Genomic DNA, 16,667 nt, shown 5'->3' with positions numbered 1-16,667 from the left:
CGTGTCCCGCCGTCTTTTCACCTCGGAATCCGTGACCGAGGGGCACCCCGACAAGATCGCCGACCAGATCAGCGACACCATCCTCGACGCCCTGCTGAAGGAGGACCCGTCCTCCCGCGTGGCGGTGGAAACCATGATCACCACCGGCCTGGTGCACGTGGCCGGCGAGGTGACCACCAAGGCCTACGCACCGATCGCCTCCCTGGTGCGCAGCCGCATCCTGGAGATCGGCTACGACTCCTCGAAGAAGGGTTTCGACGGCGCCTCCTGCGGCGTCTCCGTGTCCATCGGGTCACAGTCCCCGGACATCGCGCAGGGCGTGGACACGGCCTACGAGACGCGCGTCGAGGGCGTGGCGGACGAGCTTGACCGCCAGGGCGCGGGCGACCAGGGCCTGATGTTCGGCTACGCCTGCGACGAGACACCCGAGCTGATGCCGCTGCCGATCCACCTCGCGCACCGGCTGGCGTTCCGCCTGTCCGAGACGCGGAAGAACGGCACCATCCCCTACCTGCGGCCCGACGGCAAGACGCAGGTCACCATCGAGTACGACGGCGACCGCGCCGTCCGCCTGGACACCGTCGTGGTCTCCAGCCAGCACGCCTCGGACATCGACCTCGACTCGCTGCTCGCGCCCGACATCCGCGAGTTCGTCGTCGAGCCGGAGCTCAAGGCGCTGGCGGAGGAGGGCATCTCGCTGCGCACCGACGACTACCGGCTGCTGGTCAACCCCACCGGCCGGTTCGAGATCGGCGGCCCGATGGGCGATGCCGGCCTGACCGGGCGGAAGATCATCATCGACACCTACGGCGGCATGGCCCGGCACGGCGGCGGCGCGTTCTCCGGCAAGGACCCCTCCAAGGTGGACCGCTCCGCCGCGTACGCGATGCGCTGGGTCGCGAAGAATGTCGTGGCCGCCCAGCTCGCCTCGCGCTGCGAGGTCCAGGTCGCCTACGCCATCGGCAGGGCCGAGCCGGTCGGGCTGTTCGTCGAGACCTTCGGCACCGCCACGGTGCCGGAGGAGCGGATCGCCAAGGCGGTCACCGAGGTGTTCGACCTGCGGCCCGCCGCGATCATCCGCGACCTCGACCTGCTGCGGCCCATCTACGCCCAGACCGCGGCCTACGGCCACTTCGGGCGTCCGCTGCCGGACTTCACCTGGGAGCGCACCGACCGCACGGACGCCCTGCGCGCCGCCGCGGGTGCCTGACCCGGCCGGGCGCGGCGGCGCGGCCGCCGCGTCTGCTGTACTGGCCAGGTGAGCACCGAGCACGACGGCACGGGGGGCCCGGCGGGCCACGGGGAGCAGCTCGCGCTCATCCGGGAGACCATCCGGCGCCACAAGCCCCCCAGGGCCAAACCGCGCACCTGGCGGAACGCGCCGCTGGCCGAGCGGCTCCCGGTGGCGCGGGTGCTGGTGGACAAGGGGCTGCTCCACCTCGACCGCTGCTTCGACTACGCCGTTCCCGCCGCGATGGACGCCGAGGCCCAGCCCGGCGTCCGCGTGCGGGTGCGGTTCGGGGCGGGGGAGCGGAACGGCCGCCGCGAGGGCGGCCGGCTCGTCAACGGCTTCATCGTTGAGCGGTGCGCGCGCAGCGACTTCCCCGGCACGCTCGCCCCGCTGGCCCAGGTGCTCTCCCCGGAGCCCGTGCTGCGGCCTCCGCTGCTCGCGCTGTGCCGCGCCGTGGCCGACCGCTACGCCGGGGCCCTGGCCGACGTCGTGCAGCTCGCCGTCCCGCCCCGCCACGCCCGGGCCGAGCAGCGCCCCAGCCGCCCGGCGCCGCCGCCGCCCGCGCCGCCGGAGCCGGGCGGCTGGGCGCGCTACCCGGGTGGCGAGGCGTTCCTCGCCGCACTCGCCGCGGGCCAGGCGCCCCGCGCGGTGTGGACCGCGCTGCCCGGGCCCGGCTGGCCGCACGAGCTGGCCACCGCCCTGGCCACCGCTCTGGCGTCCGGCCGCGGCGCCCTGGCCGTGCTGCCCGACGGCCGGGCCGCCGCCCGGGTGGACGCCGCCCTGACCGCGCTCGCCGGCCCCGGCCACCACGTCCTGCTCACCGCCGATGCGGGCCCCGAGACGCGCTACCGGCGCTGGCTCGCCGTCAGCCGGGGGCACATCCGCTGCGTCGTGGGCACCCGCGCCGCCATGTTCGCGCCGGTCCGTGACCTGGCGCTGGCCGCGCTGTGGGACGACGGCGACGCCGCCCACCGCGACGACCGCGCCCCGCGGCCGCACGCCCGCGAGGTGCTGGCGCTGCGCGCCGTCGAGGAGCAGGCGGCCCTGCTGCTGGGCGGGCACGCCCTCACCGCCGAGGCCGCCCAGCTCGTGGCCACCGGCTGGGCGCGGCCGCTCACGCCCGACCGCGCCACCGCGCGCGCCGCCGCGCCCCTGGTGCGCGCCCCGCAGGAAGAGGACCAGGCGCGCGACACCGCCGCCACCACGGCCCGGCTCCCCAGCCTCGCCTGGCAGACCCTGCGGGACGGCCTGGCCGACGGGCCCGTGCTCGTGCAGGTGCCGCGCCGTGGCTACGCCCCGCGCCTGGCATGCCTGCGGTGCCGGGAGCCGGCGCGCTGCGGGCGCTGCCACGGGCCGCTGGCCGCGACCGGCCCCGCGCAGGCGCTGCGCTGCGGCTGGTGCGGCGAGGAGGCGCCCGGCTGGCACTGCCCGGAGTGCGGGGAACGGCGGCTGCGGGCCGTCGTCGTCGGGGCGGCGCGCACCGCGGAGGAACTGGGCCGGGCCTTCCCCGGCGTGCCCGTGCGGACATCGGGACGCGACCACGTGCTGGACACCGTCCCGGCGCGGCCCGCGCTCGTCATCGCCACGCCGGGCGCCGAGCCCGTCGCCGAGGGCCCCGGGTACGCGGCGGCCGCGCTGCTCGATGGCTGGGCGCTGCTGAGCCGGCCCGACCTGCGGGCCGGCGAGGAGGCGCTGCGGTGCTGGCTGAACGCCGCCGCCCTGGTGCGCGGCCGCGAGGAGGGCGGCCGGGTCGTGGTCGTGGCCGGGCCCGGGCCCCGGCCTGTGGAGGCACTGCTGCGCTGGGACCCGGTCTGGTACGCGGGGACGGAACTGGCCGACCGGGAGGCGCTGCGCTTCCCGCCGGTCGCCCGGATGGCCGCCGTGACCGGCCCGGAGCCGGCGGTCACGGGGCTGCTGCGCGCCGCCCGCCTGCCCGCCGAGGCGGAGACGCTGGGCCCGGTGCCGCTGCCCGTGACCAGTGCGGCGCGCCCGCGCCGCACCGGGGACCCGCCGCCAGGCGAGCAGTGGCACCGCGCCCTGGTGCGGGTGCCGCCGGGGCGGGGCGCGGCGCTCGCGGCCGCGCTGAAGACCGCGCTGGCCGCCCGGATGGCGCGGGGAGAGGCCCCGCACCCCAGGGTGACCATCGATCCCGACGGCATCGGCTGATCCGCCATGGCGCTCTCTACGGCGCGCTCTGTGGGCTATCCGTGGCGCGGGCCGGGCAGTGCGCCGGGCCGCGCCTCCGGGGCGCCGGACTGCGGGGCCGTCCGCTCCGGCACCCCCCGCGCCACGGGCACCCCCGGCCCGCCCGCGCCGGTCCGCGCCGCCGCCTCGCGCGCGGCCGCGGCGCGGCGCGAGCCGTACCGGCGGTGCACGGCCTGCTTGGTCACTCCCAGCGCCGAGCCCACGGCGTCCCAGGAGAAGCCGAGCGATCTGTCGAAGTCCACGGCGGCGGTCACCAGGGTCTCCACGCTGTCCCGCAGCTCCTGCGCGAGGCGCACCGTCGGGGCGGGGGCACGGCCGTAGACGGTGAACCCGGTGGGGTGCCCGGTGCGGCGGGGACGGTAGACGTTGCCCAGTTGCGCGGTCAGCGTGCGCAGCGCGTCCACCTGGCGGCGGACCCGCTCGATGTCCCGTACCAGCAGATGCAGGCTGGCCCGTGCCTGAGCGTCGGGGGTGGCGTGGTCGGCCATGAACAAGCCTCTCGAACCGGCGTCAAGGGAAAACGGGCCCGGATGAGCCCGTGTTTGTGTCAATCTCCCTTGACCAACGCGGCAGCGCCCGGCGGGTCACGCAGACGGTGCGCGGCGCCAACTCGGCGGAGCGCACGGGGAGCTGTACGCCCCTGGCACGGCCGGCCCGGCCAGGACCGTAGACTCGTGGGCCGTCCCGGACCCCGCCGGAGAGGTGATCCGCCCACGATGAGGCTCGTCTTCGCAGGAACCCCCGAGGTTGCCGTGCCCGCCCTCGACGCGCTGCTGTCGTCTCAGCGGCACGAGGTGGCCGCCGTCGTCACCCGCCCCGACGCACCCGCCGGGCGCGGCAGGCGCGTCACCGCCAGCCCGGTGGCCGAGCGCGCCCGCGAGGCGGGCGTGGAGATCCTGCGGCCCCAGCACCCGCGTGACGCGGACTTCCAGGCGCGGCTGCGCGAGATCGCCCCCGACTGCTGCCCCGTCGTGGCCTACGGCGCGCTGCTGCCGCCCTCCGCCCTGGCCATCCCGCGCCACGGCTGGGTCAACCTGCACTTCTCGCTGCTGCCGGCGTGGCGCGGCGCGGCCCCGGTGCAGCACGCGCTGCTGGCAGGGGACGAGGTCACCGGCGCCACCACCTTCCAGATCGAGGAAGGGCTCGACTCCGGCCCCATCTACGGCGTGGTCACCGAGGAGATCCGCCCCCAGGACACCAGCGGCGACCTGCTCACCCGGCTGGCGCTGGCCGGCGCCGGGCTGCTGGCGGCCACCATGGACGGCATCGAGGACGGCACTCTCACCCCCCGGCCGCAGCCGGCCGAGGGCGTCAGCCTCGCCCCGAAGCTCACCACCGAGGACGCGCGGATCGACTGGTCGGCACCGGCGCTGCGCGTGGACCGCGTCGTGCGCGCCTGCACGCCCGCGCCCGGCGCGTGGACCCTCTTCCGCGGCGAGCGGCTGAAGGTGCGGCAGGCCGCGCTCGCGCCCGGGCGCGAGGACCTGGCCCCCGGTGAGATCGCCGCGGACAAGAAGACCGTGCACGTGGGCACCGGCTCGCACGCCGTGGAGCTGCTGTGGGTGCAGCCGCAGGGCAGGAAGCCGATGCGCGCGGCGGACTGGGCGCGGGGCGTGCGCCTGGGCGCGTCGGAGCGGCTCGGCGAGTGACGGGCGGCTGGCGGCCGGCCGGGCGCGCCGTCGTACCCTCGACGCCGCGCGCCCGTCCCCGCGCGCACCACCGACAGACCCGCTGGAGTAACCGCCCGTGAGCCACCGCCCGCGCCGCCCCGCCGGACCGCGCCGCCCGGCCCGCCCCGACCCGGTCCGCGCGCTCGCCCTGGAGGCGCTGCGCGCCGTCGCCGAGCGCGACGCCTACGCCAACCTGGTCCTGCCGCCGCTGCTGCGCCGTGCCCGGGAGAACGGCGGCTTCGACGCCAGGGACGCCGCGCTGGCCACCGAACTCGTCTACGGCGCGCTGCGCTGGCAGGGCACCTACCGCGAGGTGATCGCGGCCTGCGCCCACCGTGCCGCCGAGGACATCGACCCGCCGGTGCTCGACGTCCTCGCCCTGGGCACGCACCAGCTGCTCGGCACCCGCGTTCCCAGCCACGCCGCCGTCAGCTCGTCCGTGGACCTGGCGCGCGCCGCCCTGGGGGCCGGGCCCGCCAAGTTCGTCAACGCCGTACTGCGCCGCGTGGCCGCCCGGAGCCTGGACGAGTGGCTCGATGAGCTGGCCCCGCCGTTCGACCGCGACCCCGAGCGTCACCTGGCGCTGCGGTATGCGCACCCCCGCTGGGTCGTCGCCGCGCTGTGGGACGCGCTCGGCGGCGGCCGCAAGGACATCGAGGCGCTGTTGGCCGCGGACAACGAGCGGCCCGAGACCGTCCTGGCCGCCCGCCCCGGCCGCCTCACCGCCGGGGAGCTCGCGGCGGCGGCCGGGCCGCGCGCACAGCCGGGCCGCTGGTCGCCGCTGGCGGTGCGGCTCACCGACGGCGGCGACCCCGGCGCGCTGGAGCCCGTGCGCCAGGGCCGGGCCGGGGTGCAGGACGAGGGCAGCCAGCTGGTTGCCCTGGCGCTCGCGGACGCGCCGCTGACTGGCCGGGACGAGCGGTGGCTGGACCTGTGCGCCGGCCCCGGCGGCAAGGCCGCCCTGCTCGGCGGGCTGGCCGCCGGGCGCGGCGCCGCGCTGCTGGCCGCCGAGCGGCGGCCGCACCGCGCCGGGCTCGTCGCCCGCGCGCTGGCCGGCACTCCCGCACCGCACCAGACGGTCGTCGCCGACGGCACCCGCCCGGCGTGGCGCCCCGGCGGCTTCGACCGCGTGCTCGCCGACGTGCCCTGCACCGGGCTGGGCGCGCTGCGGCGCCGCCCCGAGGCGCGCTGGCGGCGCACCCCGGCGGACCTGGAGACGCTCGGCACGCTCCAGCGCGCCCTGCTGCGCCAGGCGCTGGCCGCCGCGCGGCCCGGCGGGGTCGTCGCCTACGTCACCTGCTCGCCGCACCTGGCGGAGACCCGGGCCGTCGTCGCCGACGTGCTCAAGCGGCCGGACGGCGCGCCCGCCGAGTGGCTGGACGCCCGGCCGCTGCTGCCCGGCGTGCCCCGGCTCGGCGAGGGGCCCGACGTGCAGCTGTGGCCGCACCTGCACCGCACTGACGCCATGTACCTGGCGCTGCTGCGCCGCACCGGCTGACCACGGCCGCCCCGGCTGCTGAATACTGGGGCACATGGTCCAGATCAACCCGAGCATGCTGTCCGCCGATTTCGCGCGCCTCGCCGACGAGGCCCGCGCCGTCGAGGGAGCCGACTGGCTTCACATCGACGTCATGGACGGCCACTTCGTACCCAACCTGACGATCGGGCTGCCGGTCGTCGAGGCGCTGCTGAAGGCCACCGGCATACCGCTGGACTGCCACCTGATGATCGAGGATCCCGACCGCTGGGCACCGGCCTACGCCGAGGCGGGTGCGGGATCCGTCACCTTCCACGCCGAGGCCGCCGCGGCGCCGGTGCGGCTGGCCCGCGAGATCCGGTCGCACGGGGCGCGGGCGTCCATGGCGCTGCGCCCCGCGACGCCCATCGAGCCGTTCGAGGACCTGCTGCCCGAGCTGGACATGGTGCTGATCATGACCGTGGAGCCCGGCTTCGGCGGGCAGGCGTTCCTGGACGTCATGCTGCCGAAGATCCGCCGCACCCGTGCTCTGCTGGACCGGCACGGGCTGCCGCTGTGGCTCCAGGTCGACGGCGGGGTCTCCGCCGAGACCATCGAGCGCTGTGCGGAGGCGGGCGCCGACGTGTTCGTGGCCGGGTCCGCGGTGTACGGCGAGGCGGACCCGGCGGCGGCCGTGAGCCGGCTGCGGGAGCTGGCGGAGCGGGGCGCACGCGGTCGCACAGCCGGGTGAACCCCGCGCGCGCCGCCGTCGCCGGGTACCCCCGCCCGCCGGGGCGGCGGCGCGCACGGGGCTTCAACGGCCTTGCGGATCTGCGAGGATGACATCCGAGAACCAGCGGGACCTGAGCCGGGAGACAGTGAGGTGAGAGCGGTGTCGGCCGGAAGAGCAGCCACCCGGATGGGGCCGGCCGAGCTGATGCAGGCGGCGGCCATGGCCCGCCGCTTCTATCTGGAGGGCAAGTCGAAGATCCAGATCGCGGACGAGTTCGGCGTCAGCCGGTTCAAGGTGGCGCGGGTGCTGGAGTCCGCCGTCGAGCAGGACCTGGTGCGCATCGAGATCCGGATCCCGGCCGAACTCGACGCCGAGCGGTCGGACGCCCTGCGCGCCCGCTACGGGCTGCGGCACGTCGTCGTCGCGCAGGCCCCCGCGGGCACGGCCGACGACACCCCCGACCCCGAGCACCTCGGTGAGGTCGCGGCGGACCTGCTCGGCGAGCTGGTCACCGAGGGCGACGTGCTGGGGCTGGCCTGGGGGCGTTCGACCAACCACATGGCGGCGGCGCTGCGCGAGCTGCCGCCGTGCACCGTCGTCCAGCTCACCGGGGTCTACGACGCGGGAACCGCCGAGCGCGGCTCCGTGGAGGCGGTGCGGCGCGCCGCCGCCGTCTCCGGCGGGCAGGCGCATCCGATCTACGCGCCCATGCTGCTGCCGGACGCGGCCACCGCCGCGGCGCTGCGCCGCCAGCCGGGCATCGCCGCGGCCTTCGACTACTTCGACAAGGTCACCATTGCCGCCGTGTCCATCGGTTCCTGGGAGGCGGGCATCTCCGCGGTCCACGACATGCTGGGGGAGCAGGAGCGGGCGCATTACGACTCGCTGGGCGTCGCCGCCGAGATGTCCGCCCACCTGTTCGCGGCCGACGGCCGGCGCGTCGGCCGGGACCTGGGCGAGCGCTGCATCACGGTGGAGCCCGAGCGGCTGCGCCGCGTGCCGGAGGTCGTGGCGATCGCCGGCGGCCGCCGCAAAGCCGACGCCATCGGTGCCGTGCTCCGCTCCGGCCTGGTGACGAGCCTGGTGACGGACACGGCGGCGGCTGACCGGCTGCTGGCGCAGTCCCCCGGCCGCCGCCCGGCGCTGGAGCGCGCCGACCCGGACCTGGAGGAGCCGGTCCGCCCCGGCGGGGCGCTCGGGGCGTAACGTCCGGGAGCGCGCCGGGCGGCGCCGGGAGCGCCGCGTGTGCCGCGCGCCGGGAGCAGACGGCGCGGGATCGGTGATACTGGACAGAGGAGCCGCAGCTCCCTGCCCGCGCGATCCGCCTGGCGACCCGCAGGCGGGGGAGGAGAGCCCGCATGGAGTTCCTGAACGCTCCGCCGCCCTACGACCTCACCTACGACGACGTCTTCATGGTCCCCCGCCGCTCGGCGGTCGGCTCACGCTACAGCGTGGACCTGCGCACCAGCGACGGCAGCGGCACCACCATCCCGGTCGTGGTGGCCAACATGACCGCCGTGGCCGGGCGGCGCATGGCCGAGACGGTGGCGCGCCGCGGCGGCCTGGTGGTCATCCCGCAGGACATCCCGCTGGACGTGGTGGCCGACGTCATCGCCTGGGTCAAGCAGCGGCACCTGTTCTTCGACACCCCCATCGTGCTGGCGCCGACCCAGACCGTCGCCGACGCGCTGGCGCTGCTGCCCAAGCGGGCGCACGGCGCGGGCGTGGTGGTCTCCGAGGGCCGCCCGGTGGGGATCGTCACGGAGGGTGACCTGTCGGGCGTGGACCGCTTCACGCAGCTGGGCGAGGTCATGTCGCGCGACCTGATGGTCCTCGACGCGGACACCGGCGCCCAGGAGGCGTTCGAGGCGCTGGACGCGGCGCACCGCAGGCTCGCGCCCGCCGTGGACCGCGAGGGCCGCCTGGTCGGCATCCTCACCCGCCGCGGCGCGCTGCGCGCGACCATGTACACCCCGGCCACCGACGCCAGCGGCAGGCTCCGGGTGGCGGCGGCCGTCGGGATCAACGGGGACGTCGCCGCCCGCGCCAAGGGCCTGCTGGAGGCGGGCGTGGACACGCTGGTGGTGGACACCGCGCACGGGCACCAGGAGCTGATGCTCGCGGCGCTGGCGGCGGTCCGCGGCCTGGACCCGGGCGTCCCGGTGGTCGCGGGGAACGTGGTCTCCCGCGAGGGCGTGCGGGACCTGGTCAACGCGGGCGCGGACATCGTCAAGGTCGGCGTCGGGCCGGGCGCCATGTGCACCACGCGCATGATGACCGGCGTGGGACGGCCGCAGTTCTCCGCCGTGCTCGACTGTGCGGACGAGGCCCGGAAGCTCGGCAAGCACGTCTGGGCCGACGGCGGGATCCGGCACCCGCGCGACGTGGCGATGGCGCTGGCCGCGGGCGCGTCCAACGTGATGATCGGTTCCTGGTTCGCGGGCACGCACGAGTCGCCCGGCGACCTGCAGCAGGCCAGCGACGGCCGGCTGTACAAGGAGAGCTTCGGCATGGCCTCCGCGCGCGCGGTGCGCAACCGCACGAGCGACGAGACCGCCTTCGAGCGCGCCCGCAAGGCGCTGTTCGAGGAGGGCATCTCGACCTCCCGGATGTACCTCGACCCGGAACGGCCGGGCGTGGAGGATCTGCTCGACTCGATCGTCGCGGGGGTGCGGTCGGCCTGCACCTATGCCGGGGCGGCCACGCTGGCGGAGTTCGCCGAGAAGGCGCTGGTCGGTGTCCAGAGCGCCGCCGGGTACGCCGAGGGCAAGCCGCTGCACGCCAGCTGGGACTGACCGGCACTGCCCCTGGCCGGGCACTGACTCAGCTTCAGCCCTGCCCGCCCGGCGGTCCCGTGGGTGGTGGAATGGCCGCATGGCCGCCGTGCCATCGAGCACTGGCTGCGGCTGTCGGCGGGGGACGAGCCGGAGACATCGCGGGTGCCGTCCCTCCCGGCGCGTCGCTGCCGGAACGCGGCTGCGGCGTGGGGAGGGGACGCACCTGCTGGTGGCGCGCGGCATCGCCGTGACGGCCGTCGACGAGTCGCCCGGGATGCTCGCCCATGTGCGCGGGGCCCGTACGCTGTGCGCGGCGATCGGGGAACTCGACCTGGCGGGTGAGCGGTTCGACGCCGTCGTGCTGGTCCCGTACCCCATCCCTCACGCCGACGCGGCGGTCCGGCACGGCATGCTGCGCGCCTGCGTCCGCCATACCACCGACGGGGGAGCGGTGCTGGTGCAGCGTCTCCGCCGGGCCCGGCACGGCCGGTGCCGCGCGAGGAGTTGCTGCCCGGCGGCGGTCTGGCCCGGGTCCTGTCCGCCGAGACGGTGGCGCCCCCGGCACCGTCAGGTACCACGTCGGGTACGGGTATCCGACGCCCGCTGGCCCCAGACCTTCCCCTCCTGCGAGTTCCCGGGGGAGAGACATTCGCGCGGACGCTGGCCGGGGCCGGGCTCGCGGTGGAGTCGGAACTCACTCCGGACGGCTCCTGGCTGCTGCGGCACGGTGAGTGTGACGGCAGGTCAGGCGCGCTGACTGCGCTGAGGGTTGACTGGCGGTAACCCGCGGGTAGCTTCCTCTTCCGGAAACCGGCCCGCTGTCCGGAACGCGGGCCGCCTGACCTCCCGGAGGATGCGCATGCGCACGCGCCGCCGACGGCTCTCCACCGCCGTCACCGCTCTCGCGCTCACCCTCGCCGCCGCGGTCTCCGCCGCGCCGGCCGCCACCGCCGCGCCGGCCGACAAGCCGCAGGTGCTGTCGTCCTGGACGCAGACCAGCGCCAGCAGCTACCAGGCCTGGCTCAACGCGCGTAACAACCAGGCCGCGTGGTCGGACTACGGCTTCGACTGGTCCACGGACTACTGCTCCTGGTCGCCCGATAACCCGTTCGGCTTCCCCTTCGAACTGTCATGTGCCCGACATGACTTCGGGTACCGCAACTACAAGGACCTGGGCACGTTCGAGGCCAACAAGGCGCGGCTGGACAACGCCTTCTACGCGGATCTCCAGCGCGTGTGCGACGGCTACTCCGGCGCGACCGGAGCGGCGTGCGACGCTACGGCGTGGACGTACTACCAGGCCGTGAGCAACCTCGGCAGCTGAGCCGCCGGTGCCCCGCCCCGCCCGGGCGGGGCACCGCCCACGACAGGAGGACCTTCGGTGACCGCTCCCGCCCCCGGCCCCGGCGGCCCGCTCTCCCGGCTGACGCTGGCCGAACTGCGCCAGCGCACCAGCATGAAGTGGCGTACCTACCCCGAGGACGTGCTGCCGCTGTGGGTGGCCGAGATGGACGTCCCGCTGGCTGAGCCGGTCGCCGCCGCCCTGACCGAGGCAGTCGCGCGGGGAGACACCGGGTACCCCGCGGGCACGGCCTACGCCGAGGCGCTGGCCGACTTCGCCGCCCGGCACTGGGGCTGGGAGCCGGACCCGGCGCGCACCGCGCTCGTCCCCGACGTGATGACCGGCATCGCCGAGCTGCTCAGGGCCGTCACGGACCCCGGGGACGCGGTGGTGATCAATCCGCCCGTCTACCCGCCCTACTACACCACCCTGGACCACCTTCACCGCCGCGTCCTGGCCGCACCGCTCGGCGCGGACCACCGCCTGGACCCGCAGGCGCTGGCCGCCGCCTTCCGCCAGGCCACGGCCGGCGGCGGCCGCGCCGCCTACCTGCTGTGCAGCCCGCACAACCCGACCGGCACGGTGCACACCGCTGCCGAGCTGGCCACCGTGGCGCGCCTGGCGCGCGAGCACGGCGTGCGCGTCATCGCCGACGAGATCCACGCGCCGCTCACGCTGCCCGGCGCCGTCCACGTGCCCTACCTGTCCGTCCCGGGCGCGGAGGACGCCGTCACGCTGCTGTCGTCGTCCAAGGCGTGGAACCTCGCCGGGCTGAAAGCCGCCCTGGCGCTGGCGGGCCCCGAGGCCGCCGCGGACCTTGCCCGGATCCCCGCCCAGACCGGCTACAGCGCCAGCCACGTGGCCGTGCTCGCCCACACGGCGGCGCTGCGCCACGGCGGCCCCTGGCTGGCGGACCTGCTCGCTGACCTGGACCACAACCGGTCGCTGCTGGCCACCCTGCTGGCTGATGCCCTGCCGGACGTGCGGTACCGCCCGCCGCAGGGCACCTACCTGGCCTGGCTCGACTGCCGGGCGCTCGGCCTGGGCGACGACCCGGCCGCGGCCTTCCTCGAGACCGGGCGCGTGGCGCAGAGCCCTGGCCCCGGCTTCGGCCCCGGCGGCGCCGGGCACGTCCGCCTCAACCTCGCCGCCTCGCCCGGGACACTCACCGAGGCGGTGCGCCGGATGGCCGCGACCGTCCGGGACGGGAGCGGCAGCGGGGGCAGCAGCGGAGAAGCGGCCGCCCGGCCGGAGCGGCTGTGAGGCCTCCCACACGGCGGCGCGGGCCCGTGCGGGCCGTGGCACACTGGTAGCCGTACCAGTGACGATGCGCACTCCGGGGTCGGTGAAAGTCCGAACCGGCGGTAACAGTCCGCGACCCGGCCGCCGCCAGCGGCCGGTTGACCAGGTGGAACTCCTGGACCGACGGTGAAAGTCCGGATGGGAGGCAGTGCGCGGCGGAACGGGTGCGGCGTGTGCGCGGCCACCCCCTGCGGGCGGCTGCCGGCCCCGCCGGTGCCCGGTGTCCGCCCGTCGTGCGCCCCGGACCGTGCCTGGCAGGCAGGAGGATCCGGTGGCAGGCACCACGCCAGCTCCGCCCGGTGGCGAGACGGCCGCCGCGGCTTACGGGTTCCCGTTCCCGGCGTTTCCCGGGCCGTCCCGCTCCGCAGCGGCCTCAGGGTTCTCCGCGCCCGCCCCGCGCTCTCGCGCGTATGGCACCGCTCGCGCTGGCCCCGCGGCAGGTTCACCGCCGCCCCCGCCATCGCTGCCAAGGAGCCATCAGGTGTTCACCGGAATCATCGAAGAGGTCGGAGAGGTCACCGGCGTCGAGCGGAACCCCCGGTCCGCCCGGCTGCGCGTGCGCGGCCCCCTGGTCACCCAGGACGTCCGGCACGGCGACTCCCTCGCGCTCAACGGCGTCTGCCTGACCGTCACCGCCGCCGCCGGCGGCGAGTTCAGCGCGGACGTGATGTCCGAGACGCTGGACCGCAGCAGCCTCGGCCAGCTCGCCCCGGGCGACCCGGTCAACCTCGAACGGGCCGTCCCCCTCGGCGGCAGGCTCGGCGGCCACCTCGTCCAGGGGCACGTGGACGGCGTCGCCCGCGTGGTCTCCCGCACCCCGGGCGAGGACTGGGAGACGGTCGTCTTCACCCTCCCCGGCGACCTCGCCCGCTACGTCGTCGAGAAGGGCTCCATCGCCGTCGACGGCGTCAGCCTCACCGTCGCCGGCGTCACCGCCGGCACGTTCTCCGTCGGCCTGATTCCCACTACGCTGGCCAGCACCACGCTCGGCCGGCGGCGGCCCGGCGACCTCGTCAACCTGGAGACGGACGTCCTCGGCAAGTACGTCGAGCGGCTGCTGGCCGCCGCCCCGCGCGGCGCCGCGGCCCCGGCGGACGGGGCGGTGACGCGGTGAACGCCCTCGACCAGCTCAACAGCACGGCCTTCACCGCCTTCGGCCAGGACGTCATCTGGTCCGACATGACCGGCAACCTCGCCGGCCTGCTGGCCCTCGCCCTCGGCTGGCGGCGCTCGGTCGCCACCTGGCCTGTGCAGCTGCTGTCCGGCCTGATCCTCGTCGCCGCCTACGCCTCCGCCCAGCTCGGCGGCGGCGTCGGCAAGCAGCTGCTGGTCATCTCCGTCGCGCTCTGGGGCTGGCGGCAGTGGCACCAGGGCGGGCATGCCTCGCCAGACGGCCAGATCGAGGTCCGCTTCGCCACCTGGCGTGAGCGCGCCGGCCTCGCCGCGGGAGCGGTGCTCGGCACCCTGGCCGTCGGCGGCCTGTTCACCGCCTTCCCCAGCCTGTCGTGGAACGCCTGGCCCGACGCCTACATCTTCACGGGCACCCTGGTGGCCATGGTCGCCCAGGCCCGCGGCCTGGTGGAGTTCTGGATCGCCTGGCTGCTCGTCGACCTCGTCGGCGTACCGCTGGCGTTCAGCAGCGGCCTGCCGTTCTCCGGCCTGGTCTACGTCATCTACCTCGTCCTCGTCCTGTGGGGCATGCGCGACTGGTGGCTGCGCTCGCGCCACACGCCGGCCGGGACCGCACTGGAAGGAGCCGCGGCGTGACCGCCACCCCGCCCGCCCCCCGCCTGCTCGCCGCCGGCGGCGACCAGGCCCCCGTCCTCGACGCCGTCGAGGACGCGGTCGCCGACATCGCCGCCGGGCGCCCCGTCGTCGTCACCGACAGCGCCGACCGCGAGAACGAGGGCGACCTGGTGATGGCCGCCGAGCACGTCACCCCCGAGGCCGTGGCGTTCATGATGCGTGAGTGCCGCGGCCTGATCTGCGCCCCCATGACGGGCGAGGACCTCGACCGCCTGGCCCTGCCGCAGATGGTCGAGCGGAACACCGAGCCGATGGCCACCGCCTTCACGGTCTCCGTGGACGCCGCCCCCGCCCACGGCACCACCACCGGTATCTCGGCCGCCGACCGCGCCACCACCCTGCGGCTGCTGGCCGATCCCGCCGCGGCCCCGGGCGACTTCGCGCGCCCCGGCCACGTCTTCCCGCTGCGCGCCCGCCCCGGCGGCGTGCTCGCCCGCCCCGGCCACACCGAGGCGGCCGTCGACCTGGCCCGGCTGGCCGGCCTGCGCCCGGCCGGCGCCGTCGTCGAGATCGCCGCGGCCGACGGCACGATGCTGCGGCTGCCCGCGCTGCGGGAGTTCGCCCGCCGCCACGGGCTGCGGCTGATCTCCATCGAGGACCTCGCCGCGTACCGCCGCGCCCTGGGCGACGCCGGCCGCCCGGGCGACGCGGCTCCCGCCGTGCGGCGCGAGGCCGTCACCTCCCTGCCGACCGCACACGGCGACTTCCGCGCCTACGGCTACCGGGCGGCCGGCGACGGCGCCGAGCACGTGGCGCTGGTCGCCGGGGAGCTCGGCGACGGCGCGGACGTGCTGGTGCGGCTCCACTCCGAGTGCCTCACCGGCGACGCCCTCGGCTCCCGGCGCTGCGACTGCGGCCCGCAGCTGCGCGCCTCGCTGGCGCGGGTCGCCGCCGAGGGACGCGGCGTCGTGCTCTACCTGCGGGGCCACGAGGGGCGCGGCATCGGGCTGCTGCCCAAGCTCCGCGCCTACCAGCTGCAGGAGCACGGCCGGGACACCCTCGACGCCAACCTCGAACTCGGCCTGCCCGCCGACGCCCGCGACTACGCCGCAGCCGCCAGCATCCTCGCCGACCTGGGCGTCCGCTCCGTGCGGCTGATGACCAACAACCCCGGCAAGACCGACGCCCTGGTCCGGCACGGACTGCGCGTCACCGGCCGCGAGCCGCTGCCGGTGCCGCCCAGCGAGCACAACCTGGGCTACCTGCGCACCAAACGGGACCGCATGGGCCACGACCTGCCGTGGCTCGACGCGCCGCCCGTCTCCCCGTGCACCCGCCCGTAGCCGGCGGGTGACGGGACGCGACCCCCAACCCATCCCAAGGAGACACGCACATGAGCGGAACGGGAGCGCCCCAGCTCAGCGTGACGGGCGCGCGCGGCCTGCGCGTCGCCGTCGCCGCGGCCCAGTGGCACGCCACGGTCATGGACGGGCTCATCGGCGGGGCCCGCCGCGCCCTCACGGAGCTCGGGCTCGGTGAACCCACCCTCGTCCGCGTCCCGGGCAGCTTCGAGCTGCCCGTCGCCGCGCGGGCGCTGGCGGGCCTGGGCTATGACGCCGTGGTGGCCCTCGGGGTCGTCATCCGCGGTGGCACCCCGCACTTCGACTACGTCTGCCAGGGCGTGACCGAGGGCCTCACCCGGGTCAGCGTGGACACCGGCATCCCCGTCGGCTTCGGCGTCCTGACCTGCGACACCGAAAGCCAGGCCCTCGACCGCGCCGGGCTGCCCGGATCCCGCGAGGACAAGGGACATGAGGCCGCTACCGCGGCCGTCGCCACCGCCGCGGCGCTGCGCGCCCTGCCGCCGGCCCCGCCCCACGGCCCCAGGTCACGGCCGTCCGCGGGCACGCCGTAGGGTAAGAGGACCATGGCCAACAAGACGTTCGACGCCCTCTTCGCCGAGCTGCGCGAGAAGGCCGCCACCGCCGACCCCGCCACCTCACGGACCGCCGAGCTGGTCGCCGCCGGGGTCCATACCATCGGCAAGAAGGTCGTCGAGGAGGCCGCCGAGGTGTGGATGGCCGCCGAGCACGAGGACCGCGACCGTGCCGCCGAGGAGATCTCCCAGCTGCTGTACCACGTCCAGGTGATGATGGTGGCCCGGGGGATCTCCCTGGAGGACGTATACGCTCACCTGTGACTCAC

At 76.2% G+C, this 16,667-nt stretch carries 15 protein-coding genes and 1 riboswitch; of the genes, 14 read left to right on the top strand and 1 reads right to left on the bottom strand.

The window, feature by feature from the left end; translation table 11 throughout:
* Position 1: 1 nt before the first annotated feature.
* Together metK and JK356_RS11315 are read left to right on the top strand one after the other, a co-directional pair.
* Positions 2 to 1,210, top strand: coding sequence for a methionine adenosyltransferase (gene metK, locus JK356_RS11320; protein ID WP_201867526.1), 1,209 nt, complete (start codon positions 2 to 4; stop codon positions 1,208 to 1,210).
* 48 nt (positions 1,211 to 1,258) lie between these two features.
* Positions 1,259 to 3,397 carry a primosomal protein N' gene (locus JK356_RS11315; protein ID WP_201867525.1) on the top strand — a complete coding sequence of 713 codons (2,139 nt, stop codon included), beginning with the start codon at positions 1,259 to 1,261 and terminating at the stop codon, positions 3,395 to 3,397.
* Between the two features lie 35 nt (positions 3,398 to 3,432).
* Here the strand turns inward: JK356_RS11315 and JK356_RS11310 are convergent, their stop codons facing one another.
* Positions 3,433 to 3,924, bottom strand: coding sequence for a hypothetical protein (locus JK356_RS11310; RefSeq protein WP_201867524.1), 492 nt, complete (start codon positions 3,922 to 3,924; stop codon positions 3,433 to 3,435).
* Positions 3,925 to 4,152: 228 nt separating this feature from the next.
* On the opposite strand from JK356_RS11310, the gene fmt reads away from it, so the two are divergent.
* The 12 genes from fmt (at position 4,153) to JK356_RS11250 (ending at position 16,662) form a co-directional block, all read left to right on the top strand.
* Positions 4,153 to 5,085, top strand: coding sequence for a methionyl-tRNA formyltransferase (gene fmt, locus JK356_RS11305; RefSeq protein WP_201867523.1), 933 nt, complete (start codon positions 4,153 to 4,155; stop codon positions 5,083 to 5,085).
* Positions 5,086 to 5,182: 97 nt separating this feature from the next.
* Positions 5,183 to 6,604 carry an RsmB/NOP family class I SAM-dependent RNA methyltransferase gene (locus JK356_RS11300; RefSeq protein WP_201867522.1) on the top strand — a complete coding sequence of 474 codons (1,422 nt, stop codon included), beginning with the start codon at positions 5,183 to 5,185 and terminating at the stop codon, positions 6,602 to 6,604.
* Between the two features lie 34 nt (positions 6,605 to 6,638).
* Entirely contained in the window at positions 6,639 to 7,313 is a 675-nt protein-coding gene (rpe, locus tag JK356_RS11295; RefSeq protein ID WP_201867521.1) for a ribulose-phosphate 3-epimerase, read from the top strand.
* 168 nt (positions 7,314 to 7,481) lie between these two features.
* Complete coding sequence (locus JK356_RS11290) at positions 7,482 to 8,501, top strand: sugar-binding transcriptional regulator (protein ID WP_201867520.1); 1,020 nt, start codon at positions 7,482 to 7,484, stop codon at positions 8,499 to 8,501.
* A 152-nt stretch (positions 8,502 to 8,653) separates the two neighbouring features.
* Positions 8,654 to 10,090, top strand: coding sequence for a GuaB1 family IMP dehydrogenase-related protein (locus tag JK356_RS11285; protein ID WP_201867519.1), 1,437 nt, complete (start codon positions 8,654 to 8,656; stop codon positions 10,088 to 10,090).
* A gap of 841 nt (positions 10,091 to 10,931) precedes the next feature.
* Positions 10,932 to 11,396, top strand: a complete 465-nt coding sequence (locus tag JK356_RS11280) for a phospholipase (RefSeq protein WP_269137126.1) — start codon at positions 10,932 to 10,934, stop codon at positions 11,394 to 11,396.
* A gap of 132 nt (positions 11,397 to 11,528) precedes the next feature.
* Complete coding sequence (locus JK356_RS11275) at positions 11,529 to 12,677, top strand: MalY/PatB family protein (protein WP_201867677.1); 1,149 nt, start codon at positions 11,529 to 11,531, stop codon at positions 12,675 to 12,677.
* Positions 12,678 to 12,741: 64 nt separating this feature from the next.
* Positions 12,742 to 12,872: riboswitch (FMN riboswitch) on the top strand.
* 325 nt (positions 12,873 to 13,197) lie between these two features.
* Positions 13,198 to 13,830, top strand: coding sequence for a riboflavin synthase (locus tag JK356_RS11270; protein WP_201867517.1), 633 nt, complete (start codon positions 13,198 to 13,200; stop codon positions 13,828 to 13,830).
* Positions 13,827 to 14,483, top strand: coding sequence for a nicotinamide mononucleotide transporter family protein (locus tag JK356_RS11265; protein WP_201867516.1), 657 nt, complete (start codon positions 13,827 to 13,829; stop codon positions 14,481 to 14,483). Before JK356_RS11270 ends, JK356_RS11265 begins: the two co-directional genes overlap by 4 nt.
* Positions 14,480 to 15,805: a bifunctional 3,4-dihydroxy-2-butanone-4-phosphate synthase/GTP cyclohydrolase II gene (locus JK356_RS11260; RefSeq protein ID WP_307815528.1), complete on the top strand. Its 1,326-nt coding sequence runs from the start codon at positions 14,480 to 14,482 to the stop codon at positions 15,803 to 15,805. Before JK356_RS11265 ends, JK356_RS11260 begins: the two co-directional genes overlap by 4 nt.
* A 50-nt stretch (positions 15,806 to 15,855) precedes the next feature.
* Positions 15,856 to 16,377, top strand: a complete 522-nt coding sequence (gene ribH / locus JK356_RS11255; protein WP_201867515.1) for a 6,7-dimethyl-8-ribityllumazine synthase — start codon at positions 15,856 to 15,858, stop codon at positions 16,375 to 16,377.
* Between the two features lie 12 nt (positions 16,378 to 16,389).
* Positions 16,390 to 16,662: a phosphoribosyl-ATP diphosphatase gene (locus JK356_RS11250; RefSeq protein WP_201867514.1), complete on the top strand. Its 273-nt coding sequence runs from the start codon at positions 16,390 to 16,392 to the stop codon at positions 16,660 to 16,662.
* The last annotated feature ends 5 nt before the right edge of the window (positions 16,663 to 16,667 follow it).

Origin of the sequence: Streptomyces sp. 7-21 (assembly GCF_016741785.1) — a bacterium.
In the GTDB taxonomy this organism is placed as follows: Bacteria; Actinomycetota; Actinomycetes; order Streptomycetales; family Streptomycetaceae; genus Streptomyces.
This window is presented reverse-complemented; position numbering and strand designations above follow the sequence as displayed.